The organism is Candidatus Symbiobacter mobilis CR (assembly GCF_000477435.1).
Taxonomy (GTDB): domain Bacteria; phylum Pseudomonadota; class Gammaproteobacteria; order Burkholderiales; family Burkholderiaceae_C; genus Rhodoferax; species Rhodoferax mobilis.
The window spans coordinates 1,667,618-1,683,526 of the sequence record NC_022576.1 but is presented as its reverse complement, the minus strand read 5'-3'; the positions used below and the strand labels follow the sequence as shown (position 1 = coordinate 1,683,526).

The 15,909-nt window shown below is 61.8% G+C and carries 13 protein-coding genes; 7 read left to right on the top strand and 6 right to left on the bottom strand.

Going from position 1 to position 15,909, the window contains the following annotated elements; all coding sequences use genetic code 11:
* Position 1 precedes the first annotated feature (1 nt).
* Positions 2 to 1,177, top strand: coding sequence for an HD-GYP domain-containing protein (locus CENROD_RS06885; RefSeq protein WP_022773300.1), 1,176 nt, complete (start codon positions 2 to 4; stop codon positions 1,175 to 1,177).
* Between the two features lie 175 nt (positions 1,178 to 1,352).
* On the opposite strand, the gene CENROD_RS06880 is transcribed toward CENROD_RS06885, so the two are convergent.
* On the bottom strand, positions 1,353 to 2,828 hold the full coding sequence (locus CENROD_RS06880; RefSeq protein WP_041193363.1) for a cryptochrome/photolyase family protein: 1,476 nt from the start codon (positions 2,826 to 2,828) through the stop codon (positions 1,353 to 1,355).
* A gap of 78 nt (positions 2,829 to 2,906) precedes the next feature.
* Here CENROD_RS06880 and CENROD_RS06875 point away from each other — a divergent pair, with 78 nt between their 5' ends.
* From CENROD_RS06875 to CENROD_RS06850, 6 genes are all read left to right on the top strand, one after another.
* The gene (locus tag CENROD_RS06875; RefSeq protein WP_022773292.1) at positions 2,907 to 3,506 is read left to right on the top strand and encodes a YqgE/AlgH family protein; all 600 of its coding nucleotides are present in this window, start codon (positions 2,907 to 2,909) and stop codon (positions 3,504 to 3,506) included.
* On the top strand, positions 3,503 to 3,916 hold the full coding sequence (gene ruvX, locus CENROD_RS06870; protein WP_022773291.1) for a Holliday junction resolvase RuvX: 414 nt from the start codon (positions 3,503 to 3,505) through the stop codon (positions 3,914 to 3,916). The genes CENROD_RS06875 and ruvX overlap by 4 nt, the downstream gene beginning before the upstream one ends.
* Positions 3,913 to 4,413 (top strand): bifunctional pyr operon transcriptional regulator/uracil phosphoribosyltransferase PyrR, encoded by a 501-nt coding sequence (gene pyrR, locus CENROD_RS06865; protein WP_022773288.1) that lies wholly within the window; start codon positions 3,913 to 3,915, stop codon positions 4,411 to 4,413. Before ruvX ends, pyrR begins: the two co-directional genes overlap by 4 nt.
* Positions 4,410 to 5,396 carry an aspartate carbamoyltransferase catalytic subunit gene (locus CENROD_RS06860; protein ID WP_022773284.1) on the top strand — a complete coding sequence of 329 codons (987 nt, stop codon included), beginning with the start codon at positions 4,410 to 4,412 and terminating at the stop codon, positions 5,394 to 5,396. The genes pyrR and CENROD_RS06860 overlap by 4 nt, the downstream gene beginning before the upstream one ends.
* Before the next feature lie 14 nt (positions 5,397 to 5,410).
* Positions 5,411 to 6,742 (top strand): dihydroorotase, encoded by a 1,332-nt coding sequence (locus CENROD_RS06855; RefSeq protein WP_022773280.1) that lies wholly within the window; start codon positions 5,411 to 5,413, stop codon positions 6,740 to 6,742.
* A gap of 62 nt (positions 6,743 to 6,804) precedes the next feature.
* Positions 6,805 to 9,885 carry a bifunctional diguanylate cyclase/phosphodiesterase gene (locus CENROD_RS06850; RefSeq protein WP_022773276.1) on the top strand — a complete coding sequence of 1,027 codons (3,081 nt, stop codon included), beginning with the start codon at positions 6,805 to 6,807 and terminating at the stop codon, positions 9,883 to 9,885.
* Between the two features lie 96 nt (positions 9,886 to 9,981).
* Here the strand turns inward: CENROD_RS06850 and CENROD_RS06845 are convergent, their stop codons facing one another.
* The 5 genes from CENROD_RS06845 to CENROD_RS06825 form a co-directional block, all read right to left on the bottom strand.
* Complete coding sequence (locus CENROD_RS06845; protein ID WP_022773271.1) at positions 9,982 to 11,790, bottom strand: Fic family protein; 1,809 nt, start codon at positions 11,788 to 11,790, stop codon at positions 9,982 to 9,984.
* A gap of 200 nt (positions 11,791 to 11,990) precedes the next feature.
* On the bottom strand, positions 11,991 to 12,455 hold the full coding sequence (locus tag CENROD_RS06840) for a hypothetical protein (protein ID WP_022773266.1): 465 nt from the start codon (positions 12,453 to 12,455) through the stop codon (positions 11,991 to 11,993).
* A gap of 233 nt (positions 12,456 to 12,688) precedes the next feature.
* Positions 12,689 to 14,119, bottom strand: coding sequence for a Fic family protein (locus CENROD_RS06835; RefSeq protein WP_022773262.1), 1,431 nt, complete (start codon positions 14,117 to 14,119; stop codon positions 12,689 to 12,691).
* Positions 14,120 to 14,252: 133 nt separating this feature from the next.
* Positions 14,253 to 15,113 (bottom strand): methylenetetrahydrofolate reductase [NAD(P)H], encoded by an 861-nt coding sequence (gene metF / locus CENROD_RS06830; protein WP_022773258.1) that lies wholly within the window; start codon positions 15,111 to 15,113, stop codon positions 14,253 to 14,255.
* Positions 15,110 to 15,883 carry a TlyA family RNA methyltransferase gene (locus CENROD_RS06825; protein WP_022773254.1) on the bottom strand — a complete coding sequence of 258 codons (774 nt, stop codon included), beginning with the start codon at positions 15,881 to 15,883 and terminating at the stop codon, positions 15,110 to 15,112. The genes metF and CENROD_RS06825 overlap by 4 nt, the downstream gene beginning before the upstream one ends.
* Positions 15,884 to 15,909 lie beyond the last annotated feature (26 nt).

Sequence of the window (15,909 nt, the reverse complement as noted above, 5' to 3'; positions counted from 1 at the left end):
TATGGACGATAGCCTCGATCAGGTAGAGCTGCCTGCGACGATCCTGGCTGTCGACGAAGACGCCGGGAGGCTGGAGGCCTTGCAAACGTTTTTGGCCGACGGGTATTCCGTGTTGCTCGCGGGTCGGTACGACATGGCTTGGGATATGGCGCGCGCCCCACGCGCCCCGGATCTGCTCCTCCTCGCGATTCCCGAATCCTGCGGGGCTGCACTCGCCTTGTGCAAGCAGCTCCAGCAATCGTTGTCTACCCGCTCCATGCCTATCATTGCGCTGGTTCCTGGGACCGAGCTGGGCCGCATGGCGCTGGAGGCTGGCGCGGCGGACTATCTGCCACAACCAGTGTGCCCATCGCTCTTGCGGGTGCGGGTGCAGACCCAACTGGCCCTGCGCCGTGCGCAGGAGCGATTGCGGGATCGGGATGGCGCTGTCGGGCGGGAAGTGCAACGCCGGGTGATCGAATCCGGAGCGACCGAGGACGTGACGATCTTCGCAACGGCTTCCCTTGCGGAAACCCGCGATGCCGATACCACGAACCATCTTTGCCGCACCCAGCGTTATGTGCGTGCGCTGGCGTGGAAGCTCTCGACCCATCCGCGCTTCGTTGCATTCCTGACTGTGGAGATGATCGCGCTGCTGTTCCGTGCGGTGCCGTTGCACGACATAGGCAAGGCTGGCATTCCCGATCGCATTCTGCTCAAGCCGGGCAAGCTCACTGCCGAAGAGTTTGAGGTGATGAAAACGCACACTACCCTGGGGCGCGACGCCATTGCACGTGCGCAGCATCTCTTCGGCTATGACGCACGGTTTTTGCAGGTGTGCAAGGAGATTGCCCTCTCGCATCAGGAGAAGTGGAATGGCACTGGTTACCCCCATGGGTTGCAAGGCGATGCCATTCCTATCGCGGCGCGTCTGATGGCCATTGCCGATGTGTATGACGCGCTGATCAGCGAGCGTGTGTATAAGGCAGCGATGCCCCATGAGGAAGCCGTGCAGGTCATCGCCGCCGCCAGCGGTCGGCATTTCGACCCCGACGTCATTGAGGCCTTTCTCGCGCTGCAAGACAGTTTTCGTGCCATTGCCATCAGCTTTGCGGACTCTGCCGAGGAACTGCGCGATAAGCGCAAGTACTTGGAACTCGCCGGAACCTTCGGCGAGGGCAATGCCGTAGCGCCGTAATTCCCAAAATGCCCCACGACGCTCCAACACGCCGCAATACGCTGCCAGGGCACGGCGGCTACTCCAGCACAACGCATCCGTTCCCGTTGTAGGAGCGACGGAAGTCGCGATGGCGCGGCATGTTGGGGGGAACGGGTTGAGGCTATCGGGGCTACATCCGTGACTGCCGTCGTTCCTACCCGTTGACGGCTTTGGTCACTGCGTACCGCGCCAGGGTGGCACGGCGTGCGGCGTCGTGGTCGACGATTGGCAAGGGGTAATTGCCCCCTAGCACCACTCCGGCGGCATCCAGCTCCAGGGGGCTGGCGCGCCAAGGGGCGTGGATCCATCGGTCCGGCAATCGGGCCAGTTGCGGCAGGTAGCGGCGGATGAACTTGCCTTGGGCGTCGAATTTCTCGCTCTGCGTGACGGGGTGGAAGATGCGGAAAAAGGGCTGCGCATCGCAGCCGCTGGAACTGACCCACTGCCACCCGCCGTTGTTGGCGGCCAGGTCGAAGTCGTTGAGGTGCGTGGCAAAGAACCGCTCTCCCCAGCGCCAGTCGATGCCCAGATCCTTGACAAGGAAGCTCCCGGCGACCATCCGCAGGCGGTTGTGCATGTACCCCGTCTGTGCGAGTTGCGCCATCGCGGCATCGACCAGGGGATACCCCGTCTGCCCCGCGCACCATGCGGCAAAGCGTGCTTCGGCTTGGGGGCCTTGTTCCCAGGCGATGGCGTCGTAGGCAGGTTTGAACGATGCGCCGCTGGTGACGTGAGGAAAGTTCGCCAGGATCGAGAAATAGAAATCCCTCCAGACCAGTTCGCTGATCCATGTCGTTGCCGAGGCATTGCCAGCCAAGTGCAGTGGCCACGCGATGCGCACCAGGGTACGGATCGAGATCGTCCCGAAACGCAGATGCACCCCGAGGTAGCTGGGGCCTTTGATGGCGGGAAAGTCCCGGGTATCGGCGTAGCGGTCGATGCGGGTCAGGAAATCGTCGAGCAACCGCTGTGCGCCGGACATGCCCACAGGGATAGGCAGCGAGCCGAGGTTGGTGTGCGCGAATCCCAGTTCTTCGAGCGTGGGGACGGGCCGCTGGTATTGCGCGGGGCGCTGCGCCAGGGCATGGGGCAGGCTGCGGGTGTCGTGCGCTGCGCAGTCCGTAGCACCCAGGCGAGCGAACCACGCCTTGCGGTAGGGGGTGAAGACGGTGTACGGCGATCCCGATTGGGTGAGGATCTCCTGTCGTTCGAAGATGGTGTGGTCCTTGCACGTGTGCAAGGCTATGCCGTGGGGGAGCAGTGCCTCGCGCACCTGTGTATCGCGTTCGATGCTGGTGGACTCGTCGTCATGCGCGGCAAAGACGGCTTGCACGCCCAAGTCCAGCGCCAGCGTGACCAGCTCTGCTTGCGCACGGCCATGCAGCACGATCAGGCCACAGCCGGGGTGCGCGCCCTCGTTGCGTAGCGCTTCGTCCAGTTCGCGCACGCACAGCACGAGGAACTCGACGCGCCGATCTTGCCGGGGCAGGGAGTCGAGGATGTCACGGTCGAAGAGAAAGGCGCAATGCACGCGCCGACACGAGCGCAGCGCCAGCGCCAACGCAGCGTTGTCGTCGAGACGCAAATCACGCCGGAACCACACCAGACCCAGCTCGTAAGGAACATCCATGGCAAACCCAAGGCAAAGGCAAGAAAGCGCCGGATTGTGCGGGGGAGCGCGCATTTCACAGCCTCCTAGAATGAACCCATGATTGCGGACTCCGTCCCCACCAACCTGACGAACCATTTCCTCATTGCCATGCCTAGCGTGCAGGACGAAATGTTTGCGCACAGCGTGGTGTACCTGTGTGAACACAGTCGGCATGGGGCGATGGGGCTGGTCATCAACAAGCCTTGCGATCTCAGCATCAAACACTTGTTCGAGCAGGTGCAGCTTCCTTTGTTGCGTTCCGATCTGGTGTCCAGCCCCGTGTTCGTTGGGGGGCCGGTGCAGATCGAACGCGGGTTCGTCTTGCACGAGCCTTTGTTCGATCTGGACGACAAGCCTTCCGAATCGGTCTTCACGTCGACGCTCAGCGTGCCTGGGGGGCTGGACATGACGACATCGAAGGACATCCTGGAGGCCCTCTCCACAGGGTCTGGGCCTAAGAAAGTCCTGATTTCGCTGGGGTATTCCGCGTGGGGAGAGGGACAGCTCGAATCCGAGTTATCGGAAAACAGTTGGCTGACCGTCGTTGCGGATCGCCGCCTGGTTTTCGATACCCCGGTTCCCCTACGGTGGGACGCAGCATTGCAATTGCTGGGCCTGCAAGCCTGGATGTTGTCCCCAGACTCGGGGCATGCATGACGGCAGCCACTGCTGACGTTGCGGAACATTTGCGCGTGTTCCTCGCTTTCGACTACGGTACCAAGCGCGTGGGGTGCGCGGTGGGCAATCGCCTGTTGCGCACGGCAACGCCCCAGCGCTCCGCAGTCTGTGCCGACGAAGCGCGCTGGGCCTGGGTGGCTGCGCGGATCCATGAGTGGTGCCCCGATGCGTTGGTGGTGGGGGTACCCTTTCACCCCGACGGCGCCGCGCACGACAACACCCGCCGTGCGCGCGGTTTTGCAGAGCAACTGCGCAACCGCTACCGCCTGCCGGTTTTTGAGGCCGACGAGCGCTACACCACGACCGAAGCCCTATCGCAGGGCGCTACGGACCTCGATAGCGCGGCGGCGGCGATTTTTCTGGAACAGTTTTTGCGGGGGTTGCCATGACGACGATGCCGGATGCCGAAGCGTTGTACGCACGGCTTGCAGAAGGAGTACGGACGTTGGCGCGCCCTGGGGTGCGTTTGGTGGGCGTGACATCCGGCGGGGTCTGGTTGGCGCAGCGGTTGCAGGCAGAGCTGGGACTGCCCGGCCCCGTTGGCGTGATTTCCTCCGCCATGCACCGTGACGACTACGCCCGCCGGGGCATGGCTGCTGCGGCGCAAACACGTATTCCCTTTCCGGTGCAGGGGGCCGACATCCTGCTCCTTGATGACGTGCTCTTCACTGGCAGGACGGTGCGCGCCGTGCTCAATGAACTGTTCGACTTCGGCAGACCCGACTGTGTCCGCCTGGCGGTGCTTGTCGATCGCGGCGGGCGAGAGCTACCGATCCAGCCCGACGTGTGCGCTGCCAGCATCCCCTTGCGGGCCACCCAAGTGTTGAGTTTGCAGCGCGATGGTGATGGCCGGTTTTCTTTCCACCTTCAGGAGCAGGCGAAATGAGCGCATCCCTGCCGGGTGCCGATCGGGATCGGCCCCATCCGCAGCTCAACCGCCATGGGGAATTGGTACACCTGCTGTCCACAGAGGGGTTGCCCCGCAGCATCTTGCAGCATGTACTCGATACGGCGCGCAACTTCGTATCCGTCAGCGACCGGGAAGTCAAGAAGGTTCCGCTACTGCGCGGCAAGAGCGTCTTCAACCTGTTCTTCGAGAACTCGACACGCACGCGCACGACTTTTGAAATCGCTGCGACCCGGTTGAGCGCGGACATCATCAACCTTGATATCGCACGTTCGTCGACGTCCAAAGGCGAATCGCTCCTCGACACGATTGCCAATCTCAGCGCGATGGCTGCGGATATCTTCGTCGTTCGCCACAGTGCTTCCGGCGCGCCGTACCTCATCGCTCGGCATGTTGCCCCCCACGTCCACGTCATCAACGCCGGGGATGGCCGACACGCACACCCCACGCAGGCCCTGCTGGACATGTACACCATCCAGCACTACAAGGGCGACTTCGCGAATCTTGTCGTCGCAATCGTTGGCGACGTACTGCACTCGCGCGTGGCCCGGTCGGACATCCACGCCCTGCGCACCCTGGGGTGCGCGGAACTGCGGGTCGTCGGGCCCAAAACCCTTGTCCCCGGTGACGTAGCCGAGATGGGGGTGCGGGTGTGCCATAGTCTGGACGAAGGTTTGCGCGGCTGCGACGTGGTCATCATGTTGCGCCTGCAAAACGAGCGCATGAATGGCGCGTTGCTGCCTTCGAGCCAAGAGTTTTTCAAAACCTATGGGTTGACGCCGGACAAGCTGTTGCTGGCCAAGCCTGATGCCATCGTCATGCATCCTGGCCCCATCAACCGAGGGGTGGAGATCGACTCGGCGGTGGTCGAAGGCAGGCAGAGCGTCATCCTTCCGCAGGTGACGTTCGGAATTGCCGTGCGCATGGCCGTCATGAGCATCGTCGCGGGCAACGAAGCGTGAACAGAAAGTAGCGAATGGAAGCTGGAGTCTGGATTCGTGGTGGCCGGGTGCTCGACCCCGTCAGCGGGCGCGATGACGTGGCAGATGTTGCCGTGGCAGGCTCTTCGGTGCTGGCCATCGCGCAGGTCGCCCCGCAGGAGTCGAACCCGCAGGCCATGGCGCCGGGATTTGCACCGCATCGAGTGATCGACGCCTCCGGGTGCTGGGTGCTCCCGGGGCTGGTCGATCTGGCAGTGCGTCTGCGCGAGCCAGGGTGCGAACATGCACGGATGCTCGAATCGGAAATGTCCGCTGCGATGGCTGGGGGCATCACCAGCCTCGTGTGCCAACCCGACACCGACCCCGTGCTCGACGAACCCGGCTTGGTCGAGATGCTGCGCTTCCGCGCGGAAAAACTTCGGCAGGCGCGGGTGTATCCGATGGGCGCGCTGACCTGTGGTTTGCGCGGGGAAATGATCACCGAGATGGTGGAACTCTCCGAGGCCGGGTGCGTTGCATTTGGGCAGGCGGACGTGGCCTTGATGGACACGCAGGTGTTGCTGCGCGCCATGCAGTACGCCAGCACTTTTGGTTACGCGGTCTGGCTGCGCCCGCAGGATCCCTGGTTGGGGAAAGGCGTTGCCGCCAGCGGCCCGCGAGCGATGCGCATGGGCTTGAGCGGTGTGCCCGTCGTCGCCGAGACGATTGCCTTGCACACCATCTTCGCGCTGATGCAGGCCACCGGGGCGCGGGTGCATCTCTGCCGCATCAGTAGCGCGGAAGGCGTGGAATTGGTGCGGGCTGCCAAGGCGCGTGGGCTGCCCGTGAGTTGCGACGTGGCCGTGCATTCGCTGCATCTGTGCGACGAGGATTTGGGGGACTTCGACAGCCGCGCGCGCATGGAGCCTGTGTTGCGCCAGCGACGCGACCGCGACGCTTTGCGGGCTGCCTTGGCCGATGGAACGATTGATGCCCTTGTCTCCAACCACACCCCGGTGGGGGAAGACGCCAAGACTCTCCCTTTCGCCGAAGCCGAGCCGGGCGCGACAGCGCTGGAATTGCTGCTTTCCCTAGCGTACCAATGGCATCTCGAAGACGGAGTCTCTCCGCTGCGTTGCGTGCAGGCCGTGACCAGCACGCCATCCGAGGTGCTGGGGAGTGCATTGGGAACGCGCCAGGGGCGTACTGGACGCCTGCAAGTGGGGGGGCTGGCGGATGTCTGCGTTTTCGACCCTCGGCACGAGTGGGTACTGGGTACCGAGGCGTTGTGCAGCCAAGGCAAGCACACCCCTTTCGTGGGCAGGATGTTGCATGGCCGCGTGCGTGCAACGATCGTCGGGGCGCGCGTGGCGTACGAAGCGGATTGACCGACCGGCACAGTAACGATGCTGGGGCGGTTTTGCGTAAGTCCTACCCCACAAGGAGATCAATGGCACTGCTACGTTTTCCACGACTATTGCCAAGGCTGCATCCCAAGGAAGGGGTCGAGTGGCTGATCCTGCTCGTATGTGCCTGTCTGTTCGGCGGGTCCTTTTTTTACGCGCGCTACCTGGAATATCTTTTGGTCGAGGAACGCGAGCAGGATCGGCTGCAAAGGCAACTGGTGCTTGTCGAGTCGAACCTGGTTCCCCAACTGCACCTTGCCCGCCGTGCGTTGGGGACGATTGCCACCAGCTTTGGCGCCTGGGTTCAGGAAGACGGCGGAGCACGCCTTGCCGGGCAGCGCGTGCGGCTGATCGCGGAAACCCTTGCTGGGGTACATGCGATTCTGGTGGTGAATGCGCAAGGGAATGTCGCAGCCGCCAGCAGCGCCCAGCTCGTGGGCACGGCGATGCCCTATCCGCAAGCAATGGCGGCGCTACGCAAGAGTTTTGCGCCGGAATCGCTGTATGTGACCCCGCCGTTCCGAATGGGGCAGGCCTGGGTCATCGGGTTGTATCGCACGATCACCGACGCAGACGGAGGCTTTGGCGGGATCGTGCTGGCGTGCGTGGAGTCGCGGTTCTTCGAGGTTTTGCTGGATTCGGTGCGTTATGCGCCGGATGCGTGGACGTACCTGGCCCATGGGGATGGCACGCTGTTCCTGATGCAGCCGCAGCGCCCCGAAGTGCGCGGCATGGCGCTGGATGATCCCCGGAGCTTTTTTTCCCGGCACATGCGTACAGGCCAGCCGATGAGCGTCTTCACGGGGGTTGCCCTGGTCACCGGCGAAAAAAGGATGATTGCATTGCGCACGATCCACCCTGTGGATTTGCGCATGGACAAATCGCTCGTCATCACTGTCTCGCGCGATACGGACGCAGTATTCGCTCCCTGGAAAGACTCCACCCGGGTGCAGGCGGGCATCTTTGCCGTGCTGGTATTCATCTGCGGCGCGGGCTTGGGGATGTACCAGCGTCGGCAACGGAAGGCGGATGCGCTGGCCCAACGCCAGCAGGAATTCTTGCAGGCCAGCGAGGCCTTGCAACATGCCATCTTCGATGCCAGCCCGGATGCCCTGCTCGTCGTCGATACCCGCGACATCATCACGATGACCAACAAACAGGTCGAATCCGTGTTGGGGTATCGGGGCAGTGAACTGGTAGGGCAACCGATTGATATCTTGATCCCGCAGCGTTTTCGCGCGATGCATGCGACGCGCAAGGACGCTTTTTCGGATTCCCGGCTTTCGTTGCGGATGGGGCATGGCGTCGATGTGAATGCTTTGCGGCGCGATGGCAGCGAATGCATCGTCGAAATCCGCATCAGCCGCGTGGAAACGCCGCAAGGATGGTTTTTCGTGTGTTCGTTGCGTGACCAATCCGAACGCAAATCCGCCCAGGAGCAATTGCGCATCGCCGCAGTGGCTTTCGAATCGCAAGAAGCGCTGGTCGTGACCGATAGGCTGTGCCGCATTCTGCGCGTCAACCAAGCGTTCACGCGCATCACGGGGTTTGCTGCGGACGAGGTCATGGGCCGCAACCCGAGTTTGCTCAAGTCTGGTCGGCAGGGGCCGGAGTTCTACCGGGAGATGTGGGCCACGATCGAGGAGACGGGGAGCTGGCAGGGGGAACTGTGGGGCCGCCGAAAGAATGGGGAGCTGTACCCCAAATGGCTCGCCATTTCGGCCGTGCGCGGAGAAGACGGGCAGGTCACGCACTACATCGGCGCGCACTACGACATCACCGCGCACAAAATGGCCGAAGCCAAGATCAAGGAACTGGCTTTTTATGACCAGCTCACCGGCCTGCCCAATCGCACCCTGCTTGCCGACAGGTTGCGGCAGACGATGTCCTCCTGCCTGCGCGACGGAACGTGGGGGGCGCTGCTCGTCATCGACCTCGACAATTTCAAGACGCTCAACGACACCCTGGGGCACGAGCGCGGGGATGCGCTGCTCAAACAGGCTGCCATTCGATTGGCATCGTACGTGGGCGAAGGGGATACCGTGGCCCGCGTGGGGGGGGACGAATTTGTCGTCGTTCTGGCTGGGCGGCATCGCAAGATGGTCGATGCCGCCAGCGCGACGGAATCCACGGCGCGCAAGATGCTGGCTGCGCTCGACGCACCCTACGAAATGGACGGGGCCGTACACCACAACACGGCCAGCGTGGGGGTGACTTTGCTCGGTGGCGAATCCGTATCGAGCGAGGAAAGGATGAAACAGGCCGAGTTGGCCATGTACCGCTCCAAGGAAGAGGGGCGCAATGGCTTGCGGTTCTTCGACCCGAGCATGGAGCGGGCCATCCACGTGCGGGTGGCGCTGGAAAAGGATTTGCGCGAGGCGCTGGAGTCTTGCAAGTTTCAGCTTTATTACCAGGCGCAGGCCTGCGACGATGGCACGGTGCTGGGCGCGGAAGTGCTGCTGCGCTGGCTTCATCCACAGCGGGGATGGGTATCTCCCGCATCATTCATTCCCCTTGCCGAGGAAACCGGCCTGATTCTTCCCCTGGGGCAATGGGTGCTGGAGACTGTCTGCGCCCAACTGGCGGCGTGGGGCGACGACCCTTTGTTTGCCGACTTGACGGTAGCCGTCAATGTGAGCGCATTGCAGTTTCAGCAGAACGATTTCGTCGATCGGGTGCTGGGTGCGTTGCGCAGCCACGCAGCCAACCCGCAGCGGATCAAGATCGAGTTGACCGAGTCGCTGTTCGTCGATAAGGTCGAAGAGATCGTCCAGAAGATGTACCAGCTCAAAGGGCACGGCATTGGCTTTTCGCTGGACGACTTCGGCACGGGGTATTCCTCGCTGTCGTACCTCAAACGCTTGCCGCTCGACCAGCTCAAGATCGACCAGTCCTTCGTCCGTGATCTGCTCATCGACCCCAACGACGCAGCGATTGCGCGAACGATCGTCGCGCTGGCGCAAAGCCTGGGGCTGGGGGTCATCGCCGAAGGGGTGGAAACCCAGGCGCAACTCGACACCCTCTCGCACTCTGGCTGCCACATGTACCAGGGCTACCTACTCAGCCGCCCCGTTCCGCTGGGGGAATTTGAGGAATTCGTTCGGAGCCGTGGCCAGGCGGGGTGAGCCAGGGGAGGGTGCGATGTTGAATTCAAAGGGGCAATACGATGCGCTGGTTTGTGCATGGTTCCAACCGGCATTCGATGCGTCGCATTGGCAGGATCATTGCCCGCTTTCGTCTCGCAAGGCCTTGCCCTGTTGGGTCAGCCGATAGCGCTGTTTGCTCGACCGTGGCTTGTCGGGCTGCGTCATTTCGATCACACCTGAAGTGATACCGCATTGCTGGTAGTGGGTGCGAAAGTGTTTTTCATCTTTGAGGCCCAGTTTTTTCATGATCTCGCCACGGCTCATCTCGCTGGTGATGATGGAGAGCATCCGCCGCACTTCGGGGGTGACTTCGGGGGTGACTTCGGGGGTGACTTCCCCGGTAGCTTCGCTCCTACTTGGTCCCGATTTGGTTCCCACTAGGTCTGCTGGTCGGGCAATAAGCACCTGTGCAAACTGCTCCCGCACTGCTTCGCGCACCTGAAACCGCGTATTGCCGAGCTGATCGATCAACCGCTGCCGAACCAGTTGGTCCGCCACTGCCTGGGCTTGCTGCGTGGTGCTGATGCCGAGGCTGCGGATCGCCGTGAGGGTCAGGTGCTCGCCCTCCGGCAGTGACAGTGCCAAGGCCAGCACATCGGCCTGTTCGGGCGTCAAGTTGGTTCCCAAGGTTGGGTGGAAGCGGAGCATGGTATCGGTGACCAACGGCTTGTTGATCAGCGCCAGTGCAAACTCCTTGCGAGCCTTGTCGTTCTTCAACTGCGGAGGCGTGCGCCCCAGCTCGTGCCAGTTGCGGAAGATGGCACGAATACCGGTACCCGCTTGGTCCGATAGGCCAATGCGGCGAAACGCCTTCACGATGGCTGGGTTGCGCACTTCTTTTTCGGTGGGGTCCAGCAACTCAGCCTCTGTGGCAAAGGCATCGCCGGGGTTCCAGAACACTGTGCGGTCGGTAAAGAGCTTGATGGAAGCCTTTCGACCATGGTCGCCGTAATCTTGGTGGATCAGCAGGTTGATGGCTGCTTCGCGAAAGGCCACATAGTCGGGCGGATCATCGTTGCGGCGCAGAGTGGCCGGGTCGATCGAGAACGGGTGCTCAGCGATGCGCATGTAGCGTGCCACCAAGCCCTGCCAAGTCTGGAAGATGTTCTCCTCAAACACGTAGCGGTCGTGCCAGCGCTGTTCGGTAGACCACTGGTCCAAAGCAGTGTCGATGCGCTGGTAGTCCAGCACCGGCCTGGGCAGAATCTGGCGCACATAGCGGCCCGTGCCAAACAGCAACACGCCAGCGCGGGTCGGATGCAGCTTGCCACCTTGCTCGACCACGAAATTCCAGTTCAGCAAAAAGGCAATCGGGTCAGTGATTTCGACATGCTCGGGGTTTCGCCGTGCAAACTGCGTCTGATACCAGTGGACCGTGTCCATGTCGAAGCAAGATTCCACAGAAAGCTCCGACAACACCGTGCCGTCGTACCGGTCCTGCGCAGCGTCGCGCAGAAAGCGCTCCAACTCACTTTGCGTGCATTGCTCGTCGCACGCACCACGTCGAAGGTAGCTCTGACGCGGGTCGCCCTTCAGGTAGACCGGCTTCTCTGCGCGGGGCGACTCAGGCACGTGGAACGCAAACACATACTTGCCGTCGATCTCCAAGCGATGGGGTTCCACCGAAATCTTCCGGTTGAGCTTCTGCCCACCACGCAGCACTGCCAAGAAATCATTCTGGACTTTGTCAGGCTCCTCGACGCCCGTCACCACCAACTGACCGTTCGCCTCACTGACACCGAACACCAACCAACCGCCTGCTGTGTTGGCAAAGGCGGATACTGTTTTGTAGGCATCATCTGGCACGCCTCGCTGAGCGCGTTTGCATTCAAAGTCGTTCCATTCGATGCCATGCAATCGTGTCAGCAATTCGTTCTGATTCATGCTTCCAATCTCGTCTGCGGCGGTCTCGTTTTTCCGGACAGTGGCTCAGCAACGGCCGATCTGCTCGTCGCGCAGTGGATGCACGAGTCCCAGCGTCACTGGGATATCCGGCCTACGGCTTGGCAACAACGGTATGCCGTTGCGATCTGACCTTGCACCGCACGAGCCACGTGCCAGACCCTGTCGTGCAAGTGCGGAGATCACTTCGTCGATGCTCTTGCAAGGGTGGAGCGCAAAGCGACGAACTGGTTGCTCGGCCCTTCCGACCGAAGGCTCAGGTTCGCACTGTTTGACACCACATAGGCCAGATGTCGCGTCAGGGTGAACGGGAACAGCACTGGCAGCGATTGCAGGCTGGGTATCGAAACGGGCTTGCCGACGTAGCGCACAGCCGCCTCGATCAGCCACGCCGTGAGTTCGTCGTTGTCGATTCCTGTTGGCGCAAGCCGGATGATCCGCTTGCCTTTTGCCACCCGCTCTACGATGCCCCAGCTCGCCAGGCTTTGGATGACCATGTTGGTTGTGCGTCGGGTGCCTTCGCGTTCCCCGTAGGTTTCGCTCATGCGCCGATGCACTTCGGCGGACGCGCAGTCGCCCTGGATGGCGGTAAGGCGACCCACTAGCTCGGCCACCTTGCCAAAGAACGGGTATGTCGCTACGGACATGCCCCAGCACAGCGCGGTGACAGGAATGTCCGGCTATCAGATTGGATTTGCCTGATCCATTTGGGCCGATGACGACATTGAGTGAGCGAAATTCCAATGGCTGCGTGGATTCGCCAAAGCTCAGGAAATTCGTCAATTGTAATGACTTGAGCAACACAATGATCTCCTTTATTCGATCACGAAGCGCAGCTTGGTGGCATCCTTGCCCTTGCAATGCTCGTTCATGGCTTTGGCTACCTGTTCTTTTGTTCGTCCAGCACAACCTTTCCTTGCTCAGTCAACCGGTACCGCTGCTTGCTACTTTGTGGCCTGTCAGGAATGGTCATCTCAATGAAACCCGCTTGGATCGCCGGTTGCAGGTAGGCATGCATAAAGCTGTCCCGGTGTTTGAGGTGCAGCAGGCTTTGCAAGTCGGTACGGCTGTGTTCGCCGTCCATCACCGATAGCAGGCGCAAGATTTGCCCGGTTACTTGCCCGGTTACTTGCCCGGTTACTTGCCCGGTCACTTGCCCGGCCACAGGTCGCCAGACCACCGCACGAAATTGATTGGCCTCGCGCTCGTCGATCAGATCGATCTTTGGCCACGCGCCCAACGCACGGGGGATGCCGGTGCCCAGACCTCGGTAGGGCAAGATGTGGGCGGCATGCTCAGCCAGCACCTTGTTGCGGCGGTTGGAAACGCCCGCGCGAATTTGTTCGGGCATCAGGCTGTCGGGCAGATGGCCGGGGCTAATAATTTCCACCCGGTCGGCGAACACAAACAGGCGAACGGTGGCACTGATGAAGAAATCACGGTGTACCAGCGCGTTGACCAGCAGTTCGACAAATGCCTCTTCTGGCACTTCCAGCAAACCCAGGCTGTTAACGCTCTGGTTTCCCTGAACGTGATGTAGGTTGCGCTTGATGAAGGCCAAACCACGTTGGTACTGCTCTTCCAGCGGGCCTTCGATGTTTTCGCTGTCGAGGTAGCGGCTGTCGGAAAGCTGGGTGCCGGGAAAGCACGCAGCGGCAATGAAACACACATGCAGGCGGCGCTGCGGGTGTTTGCCGAACAACAGCAAACCAGCCAGGTTGGGATGCCCTTGCTGCGCCAGATCAATGTTTTCCATGAGTTGGGTAACAGGCAGTCCGGCCTGTTCGACGCTTTGGCCATAGCGTCGCTCAAAGTACCTGGCAAAGGCGCGCTCGTCAATGTCGCTGGCTATCGCGTTGGGTACCGGCACCTGGTCGGCATGCAGCAGGCCGGATTGCTGAAACATGCGCTGCAACTCTTCACGGGCGGTAACGTGTCGTTTGTCGGCACCATTTTTGACCCACACGCGTCCTTGCAAGTCCATATAGGGCTTGTTCAGCCCTTCGGGCACATCCACCACCATGACCAAGCCGTTGTCGGTCTGGATGTTCTGACTGGTTGGACTGATTGGCGGCTTGACATGTTGGCTGGCAGCATTGGATAGCAATTGGTTGAGTCGCTGGATGTCCGCCTGCGCCAACCCTGTTGCATGTCCGGCATCACGGATGCCAACAAAGAGCCAGCCTCCACGGCTATTGGCCAATGCAGCCAGCTCTGCCGCCAGTGCATCGGCATTGGTGAAGTCGCGTTTGAACTGATGCTGGCTGTCTTCGCCGCGCGCCAGAACTTGCAGAAGTTCGGTTTCCGTCATTGCTAAGAGCCTATTCCAGTAAGGGCTGCACCATCGGATTGCACGCGGCGGCGGTACACGGAATCCTCATGTACTGCAAGGTCATTCCGGTTCCGGCGCTCCGGCGCCACGCACACTGCTTCGGCTCGTCTGCCTACTGAAGTAGGTTCTTGGTCGATAGCACCCCAAGCCTGCGGCAAATGTCCAGCGTGGTCTCGCTTTGGTTCATCGTGTAGAAATGCAGCCCTGGCGCGCCGAGCACGAGCAGCCGTTCGCATAGCCCCGTCACCACGTCGAGGCCGAAGGCGCGGATGGAGTCCAGGTCGTCGCCATACGACTGCAATCGGGATCGGATCCAGCGGGGGATTTCCGCGCCGCAGGCGTCACTGAACCGCAGGAGCTGCGATGAGCTGACGATCGGCATGATTCCAGGGACGATGGGGATGTCCACCCCCTTTGCACGCACGTCGTCGACAAAGCGGGCGTAGGCATCCGGGTTGTAGAAATACTGGGTGATCGCTGCGTTGGCGCCGGCACGTACCTTGGTCACGAAAGCCTGGATGTCGGCTTCCGGGGATCGGGCCTGGGGATGCATTTCGGGGTACGCGGCAACGTCGAGAAAAAAGTGTTCTTGCGTTTGTTCGCGGATGAATGCGACGAGGTCGCTGGCATACGCGAATTCGCTGCCGATGCCGTAGCCGCTGGGCAGGTCGCCGCGCAGCGCGACGATGCGCCGCACGCCCAGTGCTTGCAGCGATTCGAGTTGGGCGCGTACCCGTTCTCGCGTTGCGCCGATGCACGACAGGTGCGAAGCGGCGGATACCCCTTCGGAAAGGATTGCGCCGACGGTGGCGAAGGTGCCTTCCTGCGTGGAACCGCCTGCGCCAAAAGTGACCGAGCAGTACTCCGGCTGCATCGCATAGAGCTGTTGGCGGACGGTGCGGAGTTTGTCCGCGCCGTCGGGCGTTTTGGGGGGGAAGAATTCCACGCTGAGTGCGACGGTCGCAGAGGTCATACAAGGCTCCTGGGGGTGGCGATGAAAAGGAATTCCTGGTTGCCGTCTCCGCCCAACAAAGGGGACGCAAACCAATCGATGACGCGCAGGCCCAGATCGGCGCAACAGGTGCGCAGGCGTTCTTCGACGACGGCAAACAGCGCGGGGTCTTTGACGATACCGCCCTTGGCGATTTGCGCCGGTTGCAGCTCGAACTGCGGCTTGGCCAGCGACACCAAAACGGCATCGGGGCGAAGCAAGGGCGTCAGGGCAGGCAATACCAGCGTTTGGGAGACGAACGATACGTCGATGACGATGCGGTCGAACGCCGTGGGAAAGTCCCGCGCACCGCACGCGGTCTTGATGTCCATCGCACGCAATGAGCGGGCATTGGTGCGCTCAATGCATAGCACCCGGGGATCAGCCCGCAGGCGTTCGTGCAATTGGCCATACCCGACATCGACACCCACCACGCGGGCAGCGCCATGCTGGAGCAGGCAGTCGGTAAAGCCGCCGGTGGACTGCCCTACGTCGAGGCAGTCTTTCCCCGCCACATCAATGCCACCGCGTTCCAGCGCTGCGGCCAATTTGTCGCCAGCGCGGGAGACATAGCGAAGCACGGCGGAAGGAGGAAGCTCGATCAATGCGTCGTCGGGGACGTTCTGCGCATTGCTATGGCAGATGCGCCAATCGCCCCCGCAGGACCAGCGTACCCCGGCGGCGATCAGCCGCTGCGCTTGGGCTCGGGTCGGCGCAAGGCCACGCCGTACCAGGAGTTGGTCGAGACGCACCGGAACGTCGCAATCACAGCCCAAGC

What these genes read in the sequence shown, in the direction of transcription:
- pyrR (WP_022773288.1), top strand. Translation starts at nt 3,913, where the DNA reads ATGACGACGATGCCGGATGCCGAAGCGTTGTACGCACGGCTTGCAGAA.
- CENROD_RS06840 (WP_022773266.1), bottom strand. Translation starts at nt 12,455, where the DNA reads ATGTCCGTAGCGACATACCCGTTCTTTGGCAAGGTGGCCGAGCTAGTG.
- CENROD_RS06875 (WP_022773292.1), top strand. Translation starts at nt 2,907, where the DNA reads ATGATTGCGGACTCCGTCCCCACCAACCTGACGAACCATTTCCTCATT.
- metF (WP_022773258.1), bottom strand. Translation starts at nt 15,113, where the DNA reads ATGACCTCTGCGACCGTCGCACTCAGCGTGGAATTCTTCCCCCCCAAA.
- CENROD_RS06880 (WP_041193363.1), bottom strand. Translation starts at nt 2,828, where the DNA reads ATGGATGTTCCTTACGAGCTGGGTCTGGTGTGGTTCCGGCGTGATTTG.
- CENROD_RS06835 (WP_022773262.1), bottom strand. Translation starts at nt 14,119, where the DNA reads ATGACGGAAACCGAACTTCTGCAAGTTCTGGCGCGCGGCGAAGACAGC.
- ruvX (WP_022773291.1), top strand. Translation starts at nt 3,503, where the DNA reads ATGACGGCAGCCACTGCTGACGTTGCGGAACATTTGCGCGTGTTCCTC.
- CENROD_RS06855 (WP_022773280.1), top strand. Translation starts at nt 5,411, where the DNA reads ATGGAAGCTGGAGTCTGGATTCGTGGTGGCCGGGTGCTCGACCCCGTC.
- CENROD_RS06850 (WP_022773276.1), top strand. Translation starts at nt 6,805, where the DNA reads ATGGCACTGCTACGTTTTCCACGACTATTGCCAAGGCTGCATCCCAAG.
- CENROD_RS06860 (WP_022773284.1), top strand. Translation starts at nt 4,410, where the DNA reads ATGAGCGCATCCCTGCCGGGTGCCGATCGGGATCGGCCCCATCCGCAG.
- CENROD_RS06885 (WP_022773300.1), top strand. Translation starts at nt 2, where the DNA reads ATGGACGATAGCCTCGATCAGGTAGAGCTGCCTGCGACGATCCTGGCT.
- CENROD_RS06845 (WP_022773271.1), bottom strand. Translation starts at nt 11,790, where the DNA reads ATGAATCAGAACGAATTGCTGACACGATTGCATGGCATCGAATGGAAC.